At 31.6% G+C, this 18,602-nt stretch carries 17 protein-coding genes; 12 read left to right on the forward strand and 5 right to left on the reverse strand.

Annotated elements, in window-relative coordinates:
• The first annotated feature begins 222 nt into the window (after positions 1-222).
• Together ACKRLN_RS07880 and ACKRLN_RS07885 are read left to right on the forward strand one after the other, a co-directional pair.
• Complete coding sequence (locus tag ACKRLN_RS07880) at positions 223-639, forward strand: hypothetical protein (RefSeq protein WP_416334802.1); 417 nt, start codon at positions 223-225, stop codon at positions 637-639.
• 460 nt (positions 640-1,099) lie between these two features.
• The gene (locus tag ACKRLN_RS07885; protein ID WP_416334803.1) at positions 1,100-2,212 is read left to right on the forward strand and encodes a hypothetical protein; all 1,113 of its coding nucleotides are present in this window, start codon (positions 1,100-1,102) and stop codon (positions 2,210-2,212) included.
• Positions 2,213-2,430: 218 nt separating this feature from the next.
• Here ACKRLN_RS07885 and ACKRLN_RS07890 read toward each other — a convergent pair whose 3' ends face one another.
• Genes ACKRLN_RS07890 through ACKRLN_RS07900 form a run of 3 tightly spaced genes read right to left on the reverse strand, consistent with a single transcriptional unit; the run spans position 2,431 to position 7,758 of the window.
• On the reverse strand, positions 2,431-5,760 hold the full coding sequence (locus ACKRLN_RS07890; RefSeq protein ID WP_416334804.1) for a DEAD/DEAH box helicase family protein: 3,330 nt from the start codon (positions 5,758-5,760) through the stop codon (positions 2,431-2,433).
• A complete protein-coding gene (locus ACKRLN_RS07895) occupies positions 5,753-6,832 on the reverse strand; it encodes an Eco57I restriction-modification methylase domain-containing protein (RefSeq protein WP_416334805.1) in 1,080 nt (359 codons plus the stop codon). The genes ACKRLN_RS07890 and ACKRLN_RS07895 overlap by 8 nt, the downstream gene beginning before the upstream one ends.
• Positions 6,829-7,758, reverse strand: coding sequence for a restriction endonuclease subunit M (locus ACKRLN_RS07900; RefSeq protein WP_416334806.1), 930 nt, complete (start codon positions 7,756-7,758; stop codon positions 6,829-6,831). Before ACKRLN_RS07900 ends, ACKRLN_RS07895 begins: the two co-directional genes overlap by 4 nt.
• 312 nt (positions 7,759-8,070) lie before the next feature.
• Between ACKRLN_RS07900 and ACKRLN_RS07905 the strand changes: the two genes are divergently transcribed.
• From ACKRLN_RS07905 to ACKRLN_RS07940, 8 genes are all read left to right on the forward strand, one after another.
• Positions 8,071-10,242: an AAA family ATPase gene (locus ACKRLN_RS07905; protein ID WP_416334807.1), complete on the forward strand. Its 2,172-nt coding sequence runs from the start codon at positions 8,071-8,073 to the stop codon at positions 10,240-10,242.
• A gap of 25 nt (positions 10,243-10,267) precedes the next feature.
• Complete coding sequence (locus ACKRLN_RS07910; protein ID WP_416334808.1) at positions 10,268-10,939, forward strand: DUF4357 domain-containing protein; 672 nt, start codon at positions 10,268-10,270, stop codon at positions 10,937-10,939.
• A 121-nt stretch (positions 10,940-11,060) separates the two neighbouring features.
• Positions 11,061-11,363 (forward strand): ArsR/SmtB family transcription factor, encoded by a 303-nt coding sequence (locus ACKRLN_RS07915; protein ID WP_410031570.1) that lies wholly within the window; start codon positions 11,061-11,063, stop codon positions 11,361-11,363.
• A 100-nt stretch (positions 11,364-11,463) separates the two neighbouring features.
• A complete protein-coding gene (arsD, locus tag ACKRLN_RS07920; RefSeq protein ID WP_416334809.1) occupies positions 11,464-11,832 on the forward strand; it encodes an arsenite efflux transporter metallochaperone ArsD in 369 nt (122 codons plus the stop codon).
• A gap of 29 nt (positions 11,833-11,861) precedes the next feature.
• Positions 11,862-13,604 (forward strand): arsenical pump-driving ATPase, encoded by a 1,743-nt coding sequence (arsA, locus tag ACKRLN_RS07925; protein ID WP_416334810.1) that lies wholly within the window; start codon positions 11,862-11,864, stop codon positions 13,602-13,604.
• A 7-nt stretch (positions 13,605-13,611) separates the two neighbouring features.
• A complete protein-coding gene (locus tag ACKRLN_RS07930; protein ID WP_416334811.1) occupies positions 13,612-14,028 on the forward strand; it encodes an arsenate reductase ArsC in 417 nt (138 codons plus the stop codon).
• Positions 14,025-15,065 carry an ACR3 family arsenite efflux transporter gene (gene arsB / locus ACKRLN_RS07935; protein WP_416334812.1) on the forward strand — a complete coding sequence of 347 codons (1,041 nt, stop codon included), beginning with the start codon at positions 14,025-14,027 and terminating at the stop codon, positions 15,063-15,065. Before ACKRLN_RS07930 ends, arsB begins: the two co-directional genes overlap by 4 nt.
• Before the next feature lie 295 nt (positions 15,066-15,360).
• A complete protein-coding gene (locus ACKRLN_RS07940; RefSeq protein WP_416334813.1) occupies positions 15,361-15,711 on the forward strand; it encodes an arsenic metallochaperone ArsD family protein in 351 nt (116 codons plus the stop codon).
• Between the two features lie 56 nt (positions 15,712-15,767).
• On the opposite strand, the gene ahpF is transcribed toward ACKRLN_RS07940, so the two are convergent.
• Together ahpF and ahpC are read right to left on the reverse strand one after the other, a co-directional pair.
• Positions 15,768-17,315, reverse strand: coding sequence for an alkyl hydroperoxide reductase subunit F (ahpF, locus tag ACKRLN_RS07945; RefSeq protein WP_416334814.1), 1,548 nt, complete (start codon positions 17,313-17,315; stop codon positions 15,768-15,770).
• A gap of 24 nt (positions 17,316-17,339) precedes the next feature.
• Positions 17,340-17,909 carry an alkyl hydroperoxide reductase subunit C gene (ahpC, locus tag ACKRLN_RS07950; protein ID WP_416334815.1) on the reverse strand — a complete coding sequence of 190 codons (570 nt, stop codon included), beginning with the start codon at positions 17,907-17,909 and terminating at the stop codon, positions 17,340-17,342.
• 263 nt (positions 17,910-18,172) lie between these two features.
• Between ahpC and ACKRLN_RS07955 the strand changes: the two genes are divergently transcribed.
• Positions 18,173-18,400: a hypothetical protein gene (locus ACKRLN_RS07955; protein ID WP_416334816.1), complete on the forward strand. Its 228-nt coding sequence runs from the start codon at positions 18,173-18,175 to the stop codon at positions 18,398-18,400.
• 17 nt (positions 18,401-18,417) lie between these two features.
• Complete coding sequence (locus tag ACKRLN_RS07960; RefSeq protein ID WP_296142923.1) at positions 18,418-18,579, forward strand: hypothetical protein; 162 nt, start codon at positions 18,418-18,420, stop codon at positions 18,577-18,579.
• Positions 18,580-18,602 lie beyond the last annotated feature (23 nt).

Below are 18,602 nucleotides of genomic sequence, written 5' to 3' on the forward strand. Positions count from 1 at the left end.
AGTCGGGAAAATCAACATAGAACAATTAAATTACTTCCATCGGAATAGTTCCTAATATATATGGTATAATTTACATAGAGAATGTGGGTATAACTTAATCAGTGAATACTATAAAAGAATATAAAAAAATGTATGATTATATATTCTGTTTATTGTGTCTGGGTATATAATTAAATCAGTAAAAGTTAAAATATAATTAAAATTTATTTGAGGTAGATATATATGAAATTTAATGATATAAATGAATTAAACATTATTGAAATAGTCGGATTATTAGTAGCTATTGTAGCATTAATTGTTTCAATCTTGGCTATATTTATCAGTAAGAATATTGCTGTAACGGATAGAAAGGCTAATACTTATACAGATGTTATTGTATACTTGGAAAAAATAGCTTTTATAAGTGAAAGCCCTAAGTTTGGGTTGGAAAATACAATGATTGAAGATGTTAACGATGAATGGATTAAAGAACAAGTTATATCTGCTGTAGATATAAAATCTCGACTTGATTTATATGATAAAAATAAAGCTGAAGATTTTTGGAGTATAGTTTCGGATATTTATGGTAAAGAACATAAATTTGATCAGGATAAATATAAAAAACTCCGAGAAGAGATTGTTAATGAACTTAATGAATAATTTAACTTCTAATAAATTAATATAATAATTCTCGTGAAGTGATTTTTAAAATCACTTATAACTAACTAATTCGAATCAGATTTCTACTTGATTCTTATTAAATATAAAAAAGTTCTCAAAAAATTGTGATAGTACAAGATACTTGACCATCACATAAATAACCTCACTACAAACTATTACATATATAGCTCTATACTATATTCTGATACAATACTAATCCACAATCGTGGACATCAATATATATTGTATATTAAATAGGCAATCGGAATTAATAGCTAAATTTCTATTTCTAATTGACTATTTTTGTTAAATTGTACTAATAAGAAGTGGAATATGGAAGTTACTATTAATCTTTACCAAATATTTTGGGATGCCTCTGATGATTTGCGTAGACAGATGGATGCCAATGAGGATAGAAAATCACCTATTAGACACAGAATATTATTGTAAAGGAGATGCTATGAGAGAGTCAGACCTATATTGGCAAACGTATATAAAACTAGAAAATGAATTAGTAGATCTTTCACACCATATATACATAAGTGATAAGATGGTTCAAATAAAAAATGATTTAGATGAGTTTAGTTTCAATCAACTATATGTATATTCTCCTTACATAGCAGACTTAATAGTAAGATGTGGGGTAGAAATAGAAGCCATTTCTAAAGAGTTATATTTTAAAAATGGGGGAGAACCGAAGAAAAAAGAGCATTATTTAAAATTTGATTCGGATTGTATAAAATTATTACATAATAAATGGAACTTCACTAATAAACAGGTAAATATAGTGTCACTAAATTTTGATTTATCTGATGAGAACTCAATACTATTTCCTTTAAAGGATGCTCATATTAAGTATAAAACTTTATGGAAAAAAACCTATCAAGAATTAAAGCATAATAGATACAAAAATATATCTAAAGGTAATATTAAAGCCCTATTGGAATCGATGGCAGCATTGTATTTATTAAATGTTTATAATAAGAATAATAGGTTGTATTGTAAATATAATGAAATTAAAAATTTAGACTATAGTTCAGGATCTAAATTATTTAGTGTTGTAGCCCCATCATTCCAAACTGATAATGAATTTAAAACATCATCTAGTCCATACATTGCATCATTTAGTAAAGTTGGATTTAATAAAATTCTAGAGTTAGAAGAAAGTAAGAAAGATTATCTATATATATTTTTATTAAAACAACCAGAAACAAGAAATCAAAGTTTATTTAATTATATACAGGAAGATTATGGTTATTTCAATTTATCAGATTTATCAATTGAAGAAGCCTTTAAATATCTAGGAAAATTTAGGATTAAAGAGAAGTATAAAGGCTTCAATTCTTTTCAAGAGAAGAAGAATGCTTTCTTAAATAGTAATGAAATAAATGGTGAATTATACCAAAATGCGAAAGAATTTAAGCAAGATGAGTTAAATGAAAATAATATAGATTCTGCAATTGAGCTAGCGGGTTCTTTCTACGGCTTAGAAATTATGAATAAGCATATTAGAGAAGTATGGGTACCCATATCGAAGAATGAACAGATTTGTGAGGTTCTAATTCCTGAATGATTTTCAATTTATAATTTTCAAAACTCTCTATAAAATTAATATGGATATTATAAAATATTTATGCACAGAAATAAATAGTATTTTTTATAGATACTAGAAATATATCCTGATATGAGTAATTAAGAATTATAGAAAAGAAAAGGAATCTGACTTTTTATATAAAGTCAGATTCCTTATTTGTATATACCTATTCTAAGGAAATCATAAAGTTAATTTTATTAGTTATCTAATTCTGGAAAAATTTTTACTAAATTTTCTTCAAATCTATCTTTTTGTATACTATCTAGAGAATCAAGAAGTCTTAGATTATGTTTATCTATTTTTATATCTTTACTAAATCCTAGGATATAATTTGTAGCTATTCTGTAGATAATTTCTGTTGGAGCTAATCCATACACCTGCTTATTAAAGATATGATTTAGCCTATCTTTTTGGTCTGGATAAGTCTTATTTATATTATCACTTCTATACAATCTTTTAACAATCTCAGCGATATATAGACCAGACTTCATGTAAGGATCCATGAAGGTAAATTCTGGATTGTCGAAACATCCTGGATTCTCCTCTTCAAGCAGGTCTAACATTTGATTAACTACTTTTCTTGGCGTAAATATTTGGTTAGTTTTTTGTGGTGGGATATAATCAAAAATGTCTCTTTTTACATCCTCATCAAAGTAGTTGGCTAGGCTTTCTTTCTTGTCCAAGAATTCTTTAACTGAATCATCAAAAACTCTCTGGTCAAAAAGATTACCATCATAATGTCTAATTTCTCCGCTCTCTTCATCTTCATAGTCGAAACCATCCCTTAGTTCTTTAAATTCCTCAATGCTTATACCTGTCATTTCCAAAAATACATCGTTCGGTATTATCAAATCAATATTAGATAATCTGGTATTGTAATCTCCATAGGCCATGAGGAAGGATGGGATAGTTCTAGAAAAACCTCTAAGCCTATCTCTAATATCATCTTCTATAGTCTTTTTTTGTTTTTCTCTAACATCATTTTCTATAATATCTACTGTAGTATTTTTGGATTGTTCTATTATATCTAGGTCATTGAAAGCTTGATTAATATTTTTGCTAAATTCCTCTTTTTGTTGTTCTAATAAATTTTTAAATTTTTCCTCTATTAGGCTTGATTCTTTTGAAGATGTTGAATATTCTAATTCTTCTTCCTTTAAATATGATAGTTCATTTTTCTTTATTTCATAGCTTGCATATTCTTTTTTGACGGTTGCTTCAACTCTATCTTCTATAGATTTTTTGATCTGTTTTTCTAAAGATTTGGATATCTGGTCTTTGTAGGTTTCCTTAGCAGCATCAACCATAGGTTGGCTAATTGATTTGCTATATGCATCTACGAACTTTTCCATCTCATTTTTAGAAGATTCTTTTATATTAGATATTTCTTCTTCCGCTTTTTTGAAATTATCTTCTACATCAGCGTAGATTTTTTGCCCAAATACATCCTGGGCCTTTCCAATAATTTTAGCTTCTGATATATTCACATCTCCGTTTTCATCAAGGTCCAGACTATCAGCTGTATCATCATCTATATCAACAGGATCATATTTCTTATTTTCTTTATAAGGTTTAAATTTGTTTAGAGTTTCTCTAACCACTTCTGGTGCTCTAAATATATTAGATATATTTGCAAATAAGAAGTTTGACATAAAGCCACTGTTTACAACTTCAACTGACTTTATTTTTCTAGGAATACTCATAACTTTTTCAGCATCAAGCTCAATCATAATTCCGTTTTCATCTTCACCATATACAGGGAAGAAGTTTAATAGCTCTCTGACTTGATCTTTCCTAGTTTCCTCATTTCCACCGCCACCACTTGTAGTAGGGATTAGGTCATTGGCAAATTTCTCAAAAATATCCAGGGTCCTAGCAGGGTCAAAGTCAAATACATAGGCATTTTTCTTTCTTAGGTATTCATTTCCATTTTTAAACAAGCATGGGTTTTGTGCCCTAAAAGCAGCCTGCATATACAAGGATGGAGACTTCATATTTGCTAGCATAAGAACAGCTGTCCATTCAGGTATGGTTACCCCAGTTGTAAGCTGGCCTACTGATAAGGTAATAGTCTTATCGTATTTCTTTATAGCATACTTTACTTTCTCTAAATTATCTTTTGTAATAATCTCATCATCAGTTTTGCCATCTCCTGCAGCAAGTATTATTTTATAATCTCTAAATATAGGATTTTTTTCCAATTTACTTTTAAGAGCTCTTGCAGAGTCAACCCTATTTAGAATCCAAAAAGAATGCTTAATCTCTTCCCTGAGTTCTGGGGTAGAGAATGGAAACTTAGTTCTTTTTTCATCTGTCAGTGCATCTAAAAATTTATCTACATCCTTGCCATAGACAAAGGACCCACTATTATTAGTCGAGAAGAACTCATTTAGGTCAAAGGCATACTCAACCATTTCTCCATCTAAGTTTATACCATCGTCAAGTTCATCTCTTATTATATCTGACATCTGATAAGTAAAAAGATTAAGTTTAGGTAGAGTTTCATAGGGATTTTCTTCTAGCTCTTTGCTTTTGTAGTCTCTTTTTGCTTTTTGCTCATCAGCATAGGTCCAATTATATATAGCATTATCTTCGAATTTAAAATTAGCTAAGGCCTTAAAAGGTGTTCCAGAAAGGTGAAGGGTATGAGACCTAGTAATCTGATTAAAGGCTTGGTCAGTCTTATAAGTATCCACACCTTCGTGAGCCTCATCTATTATGAGTATATCCCAGTCTGTCTTAGCTACTTCTTCAAGTTTCGGCTTATCACCACCAAAATGTATTGAACCTTTTAGGTCTTGTAGACTTACAAATTCTATACAACCCTTACTTGTATCAGGATTGAGTAAATCCATGTACTCATCTCTTGAAAAAACATACTTTTCATTCTTAATACCACTTACGCGGCTTACAAAAAAGTATCCACTTTTTGGTCCTATAAACTTAAGATAGTCATTGTACCAAGAATCAGCAATGGCAGGTCTATTTGTAACTATAAGTATTTTCTCAAAGCCCATCCTCATACATAGGTCGTAGGAAGCCAGAGTCTTACCGAAACGTGGCTTAGCATTCCACAAAAACTCTGGATTATTATGACTTTTGAAATACTCAATAGTTTTGTTTACTGCATCCTCTTGCTCTGCTCTTAGCTTATATGGGATAGCTTGATCTAAATCATCATAGGAAAATTCTTTTTTTCTAAACTTAAAAAAATTTAACTCAGCCGAATCAGGATCGATTTTAAACCATTCTTTTCCATCTTCTTTTTCTATACCCATATTTATAAGGTATTTGTGAAAGTCAGTATCCTTGAATGTTTGATTGATTCTTTCGTATTTAGCGTCATTAGCCCATTCTATCTTATATCTAATGCCAGCAGTAGCTACTTGTTCTCTAATCCTCTTTTCAACATCCCTTTCAGTATATCCAATCTTAGTCCATCCCTCATGGTAGGTAACCCCAGGTGTAGTATAGGCATAGCAAACAGGGACAGCAGGTTTTGTAGTATCTATCTTAGCTTTATTCATTATTGCTACTCCTTATATTATCAACTCTAGTGACTATATATTCCATCTCATCTGAGGATAGGAACATTAGTTTTTTTAGCTGCTTATCTATATTTTTATCAAAATCTACAAATTGATTTTTACTAGTATAATCTAATATGTCAGGTACTCTCTTGGCTAAAGATGAGAGATTTTCATCTGTCATTAAAAAACAGTATCTTATTATATAGGAATTACAATAATTAAAAAAGTTTATTGCTTCTTTTTCGGTCTCAAATATTCCCAGTCCAACTCTAGATCTAGCAAATGCAGATTTATTATCAATTATTTCTATTTGATTATCTCTTTTTTGACCACCAGCATTTGCGCTAGATACAACTACTTTCCATTTTTTTATAAATTCTTTGTTTTTTTCAATTAAATTTTTATTGACAATAAACCATTTTGTTCTACCAGCTTTTCCTGATTTGTCGTTTGCAAAAAGTTTTATTTCAGTATCATAATTAATGGTATTTTCGTTTCCGGACAATGGTCTGCTCTTATCTAAATTATCTTCTATGAAATTACTTTCTATTCCAAAAAATTTTTGAGGAAGTACTCTGTCATTTATAAATCTTAAATTATTATTTTTAACAAATTGCTCAATCTTATTATTAATAATGTTATCTTTTGGATAGAGAGGTAGTAAGTTATCGCCTGGATTTTCAGAGAAAATACTTAATGATTCATTTTTATTTTTATAAATATATTTAAATCCTTTATCTTTCTTAGAGTAAACCTTAGATACAATTGATATTCCATCAAAAATCTGAACTTGTTCGAATACCTCATTTGCATCAGGGTAGTAGATTAAAGTTGATAATTTACTATCATTAATCTGTTCTAATCCGAAAGTACTTGTTCCTTTACCTGATCTGTGAATCCATCTTGCGCCAGGATAAATTAATACAGATGATATATTTGAAATCTTATCAGCTTGTTCTTGGAATAGGGGAAAAATATTTTTTGTTCTTTTTTGATTGTTTCCCTTTGGATTGCTTATTGTTTCTTCTTGATAAGGGGGATTACCCACAACAAAATCAAATTTTTTCATACACTCTCCTTTAATGATTCAAAAGTCTGGGACTTGTTTGCTTTCCAATCATATATTCTACATGCTACTGGTTCTTCCTTTTCTACTTCTACCATTTTATCGACCTCTGACATACTAATCTGGTTATCTTCACCAATCGGTGCCCCAAAAGGCACATTATCTGTTAGACCATCCATCTGCCATAGATTCCAAGATATAATATTGGATAGTTTTTTGAGTGTTTTCTTATCTACATCCTCATCCCAGCGCCTTTCAAAGTACTCTACAAAGGTCAGCAGAACATTTATCCTAGCTAAAAGTAGGCTATCGCCCTGGTATTCATATCCATAGCAAGACATAACAGCCTTAGTAGCCCACAAAATCCATTCTTCCTTAGTATTTGTGTTTTCATTAACTATCCTAAGTTTCCTATCAAGGATACCTATCCTATCTATAGTATGTCTTATAGGCTCGCTAGTTGCTGCATCATACCTTGACACCAAGTAGGGCGCCTCTCCACAAGTGATTTCTAATCTTCTAGACTCTACATAGTCTTGCCAAGTCTTGCCTTCGGGGAAGGATATTATATCCCTTACAGGTTCCCAAGCTTCACCATTTTGGATATTAAAGACATTTTCTCTACCAAACCAGACCTCATCGCAATAATTATTCATATAATTTACAACCCAAGATGGGGTATAGACCTCAGCCTTTTTCCTGGTTCGATCAAGCTGTATTTCTGCACTCTTGCTAGTCCTAGGATTTAGAGCAAATCCATGAGTAAAAGAACCTTCCTTCATTTCGGACCTATCATCAAAACTAGCTCCCAAGTACTCATAAGTATTGGTAGCCCATATTATATTTTTTTTAGTAGATTTATCCTTTAGCAGACTCTTTAGAGTAAGCCTAACAGGATAAAAATTAAAATCTATTAACGGTTGTGTCATAAAAAACCTCGAATCTAATGTAGTAAAAACTAGCTATTAATAATATTGTATCAGGTTTTAGTGAAGAATTGAAACTGGAATATGAAATAATTTATTTAAATTAAATAAGAAATGGATATAAATTCTGTATAAGATATGATTTATTATTTTTAATTAACGTATAATAATAATAAATATACTTATTAAGAATGTATATTTAAAGCAAAAATAAACTTAGATTTTAAACTAATAATTTTTTATAGCTATATGATATAGAAATAGTTATAAAAGTAAAGAATAATAAAAAGAAAAAAATAATCAAAGGAATAAAAAGTGGAAAGATTAGAGCTAAACTTAGAAGATAACACGATATTTTCAGATGATAAGTTAATAATTGATAAAAGAATATCGTTCATATTTGGCAAGAATGGAACCGGTAAGTCAACCTTAACTTCAATTATAAGTGAGCAATCAAATGATTATGATGTTAATATTTTTCAAGGATTTGAAGGAATCGTCGGGGGATATGGTAAACTCAATGCTGTGGTTTTAGGAGAGAAAAATAATGATATTGATCAAAAAATTAAAGAACTAGAACTACAAATTGAAAATACAAATATTAAAATTAAAGAGATTGAAAATGATATAGAGGAAAATATTGAAAATAAAGATAACCTATATTTTCACTTATCAAAGTCTAAAAAAGAATATGAAGATTTCAAAAATAAAATTGAAAAATTCTATTCACAATCAGCAAAGAAAATAAAAAATAAAACTAATCCTCAAATATCCCCTACATCATACAATAGCACTAAATTTAAATCAGAGATATATAGGGCTAGATTAATATCGGAAGATGAGGTAGTTAAAAATAAAGAAGTTATAAAATCAGATGAAAAAACAGCAGAATATATTACTAATATAGATATTAACCTTAATGACTTACTTAGAAAAACTAATGAAATTTTATTAGATAAAGTAGAGGAGAGAGAAGAAATTTTAGAAATATCTGGTGACCATAATAAAAGAATGTTTGCGGAAAAAGGATTAGAAATACATAAATCAGGAGATTCTTGCGCTTTTTGTGGAAATATTATTAGTGAAGAAAGGTATAAAAAGCTATTAAGATATTTCTCTGCTGACGATGTTACTTCGTTTAAATCCGAAATTACTGGTCATATAAAAGCTTTAGATGGATGCATAGAGGAAATTAATCAAATTAATATTAATATAAATGAGTTTTATCCACAGTATTATGAAGAGGTCATAGTAATTAAAGATAAGATAAATAATAGTAAACATTCAATTAGTAAGTTTTTAATTGAACTGAAGAAAGCTAGTGAAGAAAAATTAAAAGATATATTTAATTCATCCCCCGAACTAGAGATCCAAATTCCTGATAATATAAGAGGGTTAATAAAATCTTACAATAATAAGGCTGAAGAGAATAATTCGAATAATATAATTAATAAAATAGAAGAAGCTAAAGAGCTTTTGAGATTACATAATGTTAAAATTTATCTAGATGAGTTTAATTATGATGAGAAGATAATAAACTTAAACAAACTAGAAACAAATTATGAAAGCAATAAATCCTTAGTAGAAAAAAAAGAAAGAGAGATTAAGGAATTAAATAACGAGATTAGAGATATAAAAGAAGAAATATTGATATTACAGTCTGAAACAAAGAGCGAAGAATTATTAGCAAAAAAGATAAATGAGAAATTATATTTATACGTTAATTTTAAATTGGAGTATTTGAAAGATGACAATTTCAAAGGTTACTATAAAATACGTTCGGTCCATACTAATAAGATAAGAAATATAACAGAATTATCTACAGGTGAAAAAAATATTATAGCTTTTCTTTATTTTACTCATAAATTAAATGATATTAATAATCCTAATAGCCATCTAAACAAAATAGTAGTATTTGATGATCCTATGACTTCAAATGATGATACAATGCAATACCTAATTATTGAAGAATTAAATAGGGTTATAAAGGAAGATATAAGAAACAATGATAGAATAATTATTTTAACTCATAACAACCATTTTTATTTAAATATGAAATATAAATATAGCCTTAGAATAAATAGCTATATTGATAATAATTTTATTAGATTAGAGTCTGATGGCTATCAATCCAATATTCGTATATTAAATAACAAAGAGGAGGATTTTAAAACCAATTACGAAGCATTATGGCAAGAACTTATTTTTATTTATGAGTGTGCTCCTAGTGAGTCTATGCTTTTAAATCCTATAAGGAGGATAATAGAAACATTTACAAAATTTAATGGTATTAACAAAACAAAAATGCTTGGTAATGTCTTAGGTGCAGAAAAATTATTTAATGTAAATTCTCACTCTATAGATGACCTAGAGGCAGAATTAAATGGCAGAACTAAGAATGATATAATGAAGATGATGAAAGAGTGTTTTGAAAAGGAAGAATCAACTTCTCATTTTCATAAATATTGGGATATAGAAATAGGATAATAGTAATATAATAAGAAATGAGAATATGCCAAAAGGAATAATATACGTAATGACAACAGTTGTTCCTGGTCTAATAAAGATTGGGAAGACTGATTTGAATAATTTTGATAGCAGGATGTACAATTTGGAAAGACATGGCTATGCAAATGTAACTGGACTTAAGAGAAAATTTGCTATAGAAGTTGAACAATACGATGAAAAAGAGAAACTTTTGGATGAGATCTTTTCTAAGAGCAGAGTTCCAGGGACTGAGTTATTTGCCCTTGATGTCGATCTGGTGGTGCAGTTATTGTCTTCATTTGAAGGTCTACAAGTCTATCCAAAAGAAGAAAGCAAAAAAGAAGTATTCATCAGTTCCACTAGAGAATTAGAAGCCAAATCTGGGATAGATTTAATTCCAAACGGTGAGTACTATCTATCAAGAAACGTAAGAGGGTTTGGTAAAGTAGAAGGTAAACTAGTTGTAGAAGATGGCGAATTGACTTTAAAAGAGGGTGCCATTTGTGCACCTATCAGCCATAAAAATCCGCCAGAAGTGGTAAAGTCTGCTCCTATTGAAAATGGAGTTCTAGTTGAAGATTTAATATGCAGCTCTCCTTCAATGGCAGCTTGGATACTAGTTGGCAAAAATGCAAACGGATGGATAGATTGGAAGAATAGGGATGGTAAACCTATAGATATATATAGAAAAAAATAAAGTATGATAAAGCAAAGTTAAGAATTTATTTCTTAACTTTGTTTTTTATTAAAAACCCATTTGACACCACAAAATCCACCGGTATCATAACATATAGAAATATTTCTATATGAGGTGGATTATGAGTGTTGATTATGAAAATATATCTAAAAAGTTAAAGGCAATTTCTGATCCTAAGAGGCTTAAGATTATAGATATGTTATCTTGCGATGAGCTTTGTGCTTGTGAGATACTTGAAAAATTTGATATAAGCCAACCTACCTTATCTCATGATATGAGAAAGCTAGAAGAGGTTGGTCTTGTGGCTAGCAGAAGAGAGGGTAAGAATACTTACTACTCTTTAAATAAGGATCGTTTAGATGAGATTGAGGATGGTTTAAAGCTCATATTTCATATCCAAGATGACTGTATTTGCAAGGTATAAAATCCTAGGCAAATATTTTTTCTAAAACATATAGAAGTATTTGAATATGTCTATATGTATTTTTTACATATATTATGATTTTAATTTAAGGGAGGATTTTATGAAAAAGATGTATATTTATGAAGATGCTATGTGTTGCTCAACAGGTGTATGTGGACCAAGCCCAGATGAAGAGTTGATGAGAGTATCTACTTTGATAGATAAACTTACAAAAAGTGGAGCTAGCATTGAAAGATATAACCTAACTAGCAATACTAAAGAGTTTGTAGAAAACAAAACTATTAATGGTCTCTTAGGAGAAAAAGGTAGAGATATCCTACCAGTTGTAATGGTTAATGATGAAATTGTTATGACAGGTAAGTATCCTAGCAATGAAGAATTTTATGAAATGTTATTTATATCTGATGAAGCTAAGGAAGAAACAAGTAATGATGGTGGATCTTGCTGTTCTGGCAGTGGATGCTGCTAATAGCAATAAGAAAAAGGAGATGAGTCTAAATGAAACAATTTGATATTAAGCAAATTGACCTAACTAAATACTTATTTTTCACAGGAAAGGGAGGAGTAGGAAAGACTTCTACTGCTTGTGCTAGTGCAATAAGCCTAGCTGATGAGGGCAATGAAGTCCTATTAATTAGTACTGACCCTGCTTCAAACCTTCAAGATGTCTTTGAAACAGAGCTTGATAATAAGGGTGTGAGGATAGAAGGTGTAGATGGGCTTACTGTTGCAAACTTAGATCCTATAGAAGCAGCCAATGAGTACAAGGAAAGCGTAGTTGCTCCCTACAGAGGACAGTTACCTGATAGTGTAATAGAAAATATGGAAGAGCAATTATCCGGATCTTGTACTGTTGAGATAGCTGCCTTCAATGAATTTTCTAAGTTTATAACTGCTCCAGACCTTAAAGATAAATATGATTATATAATATTTGATACTGCGCCAACTGGCCATACCCTAAGGATGCTCCAACTTCCTTCTGCTTGGACTGACTTTATCAGCGAAAGTACTCACGGAGCTTCATGCCTAGGTCAATTATCAGGTCTAGAAGAAGAGAAAGAAACATACAAATTTGCTGTAGATACTCTAGCTGATGGCAAGCTTACAAGCTTAGTATTAGTTGCAAGACCTGAGGAAACTCCTCTTCTTGAAGCAAATAGAGCATCTAATGAACTATCAGAATTAGGTATTAACAATCAAATTCTTATCATAAATGGTCTATTAAGTGGCCATGATGATGAAGTTTCTGAAGCTTTCTATAAAAAACAAAAAGAATCCCTAGATGCGATGCCAGAAGGTCTTAAGGATCTTGAAACTTTCTTTATCCCACTTAGGGGATACAACTTAAATAGTATCGAAAACCTAAGATCACTTCTGATTGAGGATAAGGACTATACTAGTGATGTAGATATTAGCATAGATGAAACCCCTAGCCTAAAAGATATAATAGATGATCTATATAAGAATGAGAAAAAAGTTATCTTTACCATGGGAAAAGGTGGTGTAGGAAAGACTACTATGGCATCTGCTATTGCCAAAGGACTTGCAGATAAGGGACAAAAGGTCCACCTAACTACAACCGACCCAGCCAACCATTTGACTGGCATGATTGAAGAAGATGACTTATTAACTATAAGCCATATAGATGAAGATCAAGAGCTTAAAAAATACCAAGAAGAAGTTCTAGAAAATGCTAAAAAAACCATGTCTTATGATGACTTAGAGTATGTAAAAGAAGACTTAAGATCACCATGTACTCAAGAGATTGCCGTATTTAGAGCCTTTGCAGATGTGGTGGATAAGGCTGATAGTGAAGTTGTTGTTATAGATACAGCTCCAACAGGCCATACACTTCTGCTTCTAGATTCTACAGAATCCTACAACCAAGAGATAGAAAAAAACCAAGGTAATGTTCCAGAATCAGCAAAAAAACTTCTACCTAGACTAAAAAATAGTGAGGAAACAGAAGTGCTAATTGTAACACTTGCAGAACCTACTCCTTTCTATGAGTCTAAGAGACTTGAAGAAGACCTAAAAAGAGCAGGAATTTATAGCAAGTGGTGGATTATAAACTCATCCATATACAAAACTGGCTCTACTAATAAGACCCTACAAGCTAAGGCTAATAGTGAGCTAGAATGGATAAATAAGGTTGACGAGCGCACAGATGGAAGCTTCACAATAATCCCATGGTCTAGTGACCAAATCAAGGGATCTAATTTAGATAAATTAATTAAGTAGGTATATTATGACAGAAAAAACAAAAGTTGCATTTATATGCGTTCACAATTCTTGCAGGTCTCAGATAGCTGAGGCCCTTGGCAAGAAATTTGCTGGAGAACAAATAGATTTTTACTCTGCAGGAACTGAGCTAGTAGATCAGATAAACCAAGATGCTGTAAGGTTTATGAAAGAAATACACGGTATAGATATGGAAAAAGACCAGTATTCCAAGCTCATAGATGACCTACCTGAAGTAGACTATGTCATTTCTATGGGTTGCAATGTAGTATGCCCATTCCTTCCTTTCAAGCACAAAAAGTATGACTGGGGCATAGAAGACCCTACTGGTAAGTCTGATGAGGAATTTATCAAAGTAATAGATGAAATCGAAGGAAAATTAAAGGACTTAATCAGTGAAATAGATGAGGAGTTAGCTAAATGAAAAAACAAGAAGATATAAGCTTTTTTGAAAGAAATCTTACATTTTGGGTCTTGATATGCATGGTTATAGGTGTTTTAATTGGACGCTTCATACCTGCTATTCCAGAGACTTTGGGAGAATTTGAGTTTTACAATGTATCCATACCAACAACCATACTTTTATGGATCATGATCTATCCAATGATGCTCAAAATTGATTTTAAGAGTATAAAAAATATCAAAAACAATCCCAAGGGACTGTTTATAACATGGATTGCCAACTGGATTATCAAACCCTTTACTATGTACCTAATAGCTAGCTTATTTTTCTTTGGTATTTACAAAAATATCATTAACGAAAATCTAGCATCAGAATACCTAACAGGAGCAGTTTTATTAGGAGCAGCTCCATGTACAGCCATGGTTTTTGTATGGAGTAAGCTAACAAGAGGGAATAGTGCCTATACCCTAGTTCAAGTGGCGAGCAATGACCTTATTATATTAATTGCCTACATACCAATAGTAAGCTTTTTACTAAAGAGAGGCAATATCAATATACCTTGGGGGACCCTACTTTTATCCATCGTACTATTTATAGTAGTTCCCCTTATCCTAAGTATGATTACTAGAAACTATGTGATAAAAAATAAGGGTGAAGATTACTTAAATAATGAATTTATCCCATCATTTGATAAGTATACTATGGTTGGATTATTACTAACTTTGATAATTATATTTTCATTCCAAGGGATGAAAATCATAGACCAACCTCTAAATATTGCTCTTATAGCAGTACCACTTATACTTCAAACCTTCCTGATATTTGCTATAACCTTTGGCATGGCATATCTTGCAAAATTGCCTTATTCTATAGCTGCTCCATGTGGAATGATAGGAGCATCTAACTTCTTCGAACTATCTGTAGCTGTTGCTATTTCACTATTTGGCCTATCATCTGGTGCAACACTTGCAACAGTGGTGGGAGTTTTGGTAGAGGTACCAGTAATGCTCTTGCTAGTAAGAATTGCAAACTCAATGGAATATAAGTTTAACAGATAAGTGTATAAATAATTTTTAAAAATTATCATAAAAGATCAGCCTTAGTTATACTAGGGCTGATTTTTATAATTGACTATTATTTATGATTTATACGATGAGTATATCAAATTTGCAATCAATGATTCAAAAATGCAAATCTATAGTCGATAGCTATAAATTTTTAATACATTTTTTCTAAAATATTTTCATATCTAATTTAGATAAAATTTCAAATTTTATTTCTACTTTACATGATTTTTAATAGTCATACGGTATTATAAATATATAATGATAATCAATTTCAATGGAGGGATTAATGAGAAATTTATATATATACGAATCATCACCAAGCGCTGTTGATAGCAAAGAGCTTGAAAGAGTTGATGAGATTGTAAACCACCTTACAAATGTAGGGGCTGGCATTACTAGATACAATTTAGATCAAGCAAAAGACAAGTTTGATGAAAACATGATTGTAAAAAGATTTTTAGAAGAAAATGGAGAGGATGTACTTCCCATTACTATGCTAAACAAAGAAGTAATTATCACTCGAAGATATCCAGCAAATGATGAGTTCTACGAACACCTATTCCCAGACTCTGACCTAGAAGATATGGATGATGAAGGTGGATGTGACTGTGGTTCTGGTGGTACTTGCGGCTGCTAATACTGCTTATTTAAATAAAAAAAACGCCCAAAATGGGCGTTTTTCTTTATTTATTTTTAGTTTCTCATCAAATAATTAAATGCACCAAGTGCTGCTGTTGCGCCTGATCCTGCTGCTATTACTATTTGCTTGAATAGGCTGGTTGTTGCATCTCCTGCTGCGTATACTGACTCTAGGCTTGTTGATCCGTCTGGGTTTACTATTATTTCGCCCCTGTCTGTTAGTTCAACATCGCTTTCTTTTAGCCAGTCTGTGTTTGGCACTAGCCCTACTTGGATGAAGCAGCCTTCTACATCTATGGCGTGTTCTTCATTTGTTTCACGGTCTGTGTATTCTAGTCTTTCTAATTTGTTTTCCCCGTAAAGTCCTGTTGTTTGAGCGTTTTTTACTACTTCTACGTTATCTAGGCTAAATAGTTTATCTTGTAAAACTTGGTCTGCTTTTAGTTCTGGTAAGAATTCTATAACTGTAACGTGCTCTACCATTGCGGCAAGGTCTATGGCAGCTTCGATTCCTGAGTTTCCACCACCGATTACTGCTACTTTTTTGCCTTTAAATAATGGTCCGTCGCAGTGGGTACAATATGCTACACCCTTGTTTCTAAATTCTGTTTCGCCTGGGATACCTAATAGTCTCCATCTTGCACCAGTTGCAATTATTACTGATCTAGCTTCTAGTTTTGCTCCGTTATCAAGCTCTACTTTGATTAGACGTAGGTCTTGGGATGAGTTTTCGCTTTCTTTGATATTTTCTGCAAGGGCACCTGTCATGATGTCTACACCTAGGGCCTTAACTTGGTCTTCCATTTGTCCCATAAATGAAGGACCTTCTGTGTATTTAAAACCAGGAATATTTTCAATTCCTAGGGTTTCTACTACTTGTCCACCAAATTCACTTGCTATTAGTCCTGTTGATACACCTTTTCTAGCTGCATACACTGCTGCGGTTGCTGCTGCAGGTCCTCCACCGATGATTAGGACATCAAAGGCTGCCTTATCAGCAAAATCATCTGCTGATTTACCATCTGCAAGTTTATTTAGTAGACTATCCATGCTTTGCTTACCACCTTCGAAAAATTCTCCATTTTTAAAGATGGCTGGTACTGCTAGGACATCACGGCTATCTGCTATGTCTTGGAACATAGATCCTTCAATCATTGTGTGGTTGATATTTGGATTTAGGATTGCCATTATGTTTAGGGCTTGGACTACTTCTGGGCAGTTGTGACAGGATAGTGAAACTATGGTTTCAAAGTCAGCGCCCTCCATAGATTCAATTCTCTTTTGGGTGCTCTCATCTACTTTTGGAGCTACTCCACCTGCTTGAAGCATTGCTAGGGCAAATGATGCAAATTCATGGCCTAAAGGCACACCAGCAAAAACTATTTTACCATGGTCAAATGCACCCTTTACTTCAAATGATGGCTTGTATTCTAAATCTTTCTCTTCTACTTTTATTTTATCTGACAGTTCTGCTACTTCTGTAACAAATTCTTTAACTTTTGTTGATTTCTCATCATTAGTAACAGAAAGCCCAATAGTGACTTCTGTTTTTAGTAAGTCAAAATATTGGGCTAACTGTTGCTTTAAATTATTTTCTAGCATCTATTATATTTCCTTAAGCAAATCTTATAGCTTACCTACAAGGTCAAGGCCTGGAGTTAGGACTTCATCGCCTTCTTCTTGCCATTTTGCAGGACATGCTTCACCTGGGTGCTCTGCAACGTATTTTGCAGCTTTGATTTTATCTATATTTACGCCAGCTTTACGTCCGATACCGTCAGCGTTGATTTCTACTGTTTGGATTACATTTTCTGGGTCAACTACAAATGTTGCTCTTAGAGCTTTTCCTGATTCATCAAGGATGTCTAATTCTCTTGCTAATTCTTTATTAGAGTCAGAAAGCATTGTGTATTGTAATTTGCTAATTCTTTCTGAATTATCATGCCATGCCTTGTGAACGAAGTGTGTATCAACTGATACTGAGTAAACTTCTGCACCTAGTTCTTTAAGTGCTTGGTAGTTATCTTGCATATCTTCTAGTTCTGTTGGGCAAACAAATGTGAAGTCTGCTGGGTAGAAGATAAGAACTTTCCAGTTCCCTTTTAAATCTTCGCTAGAAACTGTTGTAAATTCGTCTTTTGCTGGATTATATGCGTCAAGTTCAAATTGTGGTAGAGTTTTACCAATAAATGCCATGTTAATTCTCCTTTTTAATTTAATGTGTTATTACTATTAGTTACACAATTATTATAATCATTCTAAAATAAAAGTCAACCTAAAGTAGTTGCTGATTATAATAATCTTACATTATCTATATTACCCAAGTACTAGGAAATTAAATATTGATTTATAGGACAAATGTATAATTAGATAATTAGAAAATTTAAATTAATTTTAAAATTTACTTTAATGTAGTAAAATTGCGAGTAAAGTATATTTATTATAAAACAAGTGTTTTTATGTATAATGGAGAAGCTATAATATCAACAGATGACACAAGCTTGCCAGAAGATCAAATCAAGGCACTTGATGATTTATTAAAAGACACAAAGATTAAGCATGAAAACTTAAATGCCATCATAGAAAAGGATAAGATTTCTCAAATCACGCGATCTAGACTGATAACCCTATATTTTCTAGCCTATGTTTTAGAAAATGAGGACATATTGACTATCACGAATCAGTAGAAAATATAGAAAGGCTAATGGTAAGCTACAACAATCTTGCTGAGCTATATGTGCTTTGGGGCAAAGATGATTTAGCAAAAAAATATAGAAAGTTAGCTTTAGAAACTGCTGATGCCATAGACTATAAAAATAACCAAGAAAATATCAATAAATTTATTTACAGACACCATAAATTTTAAAAATTGCCGGATCATATATCCGG

The organism is Anaerococcus sp. AH8042_DFU013_CI05, from assembly GCF_047936775.1.
In the GTDB taxonomy this organism is placed as follows: domain Bacteria; phylum Bacillota; class Clostridia; order Tissierellales; family Peptoniphilaceae; genus Anaerococcus.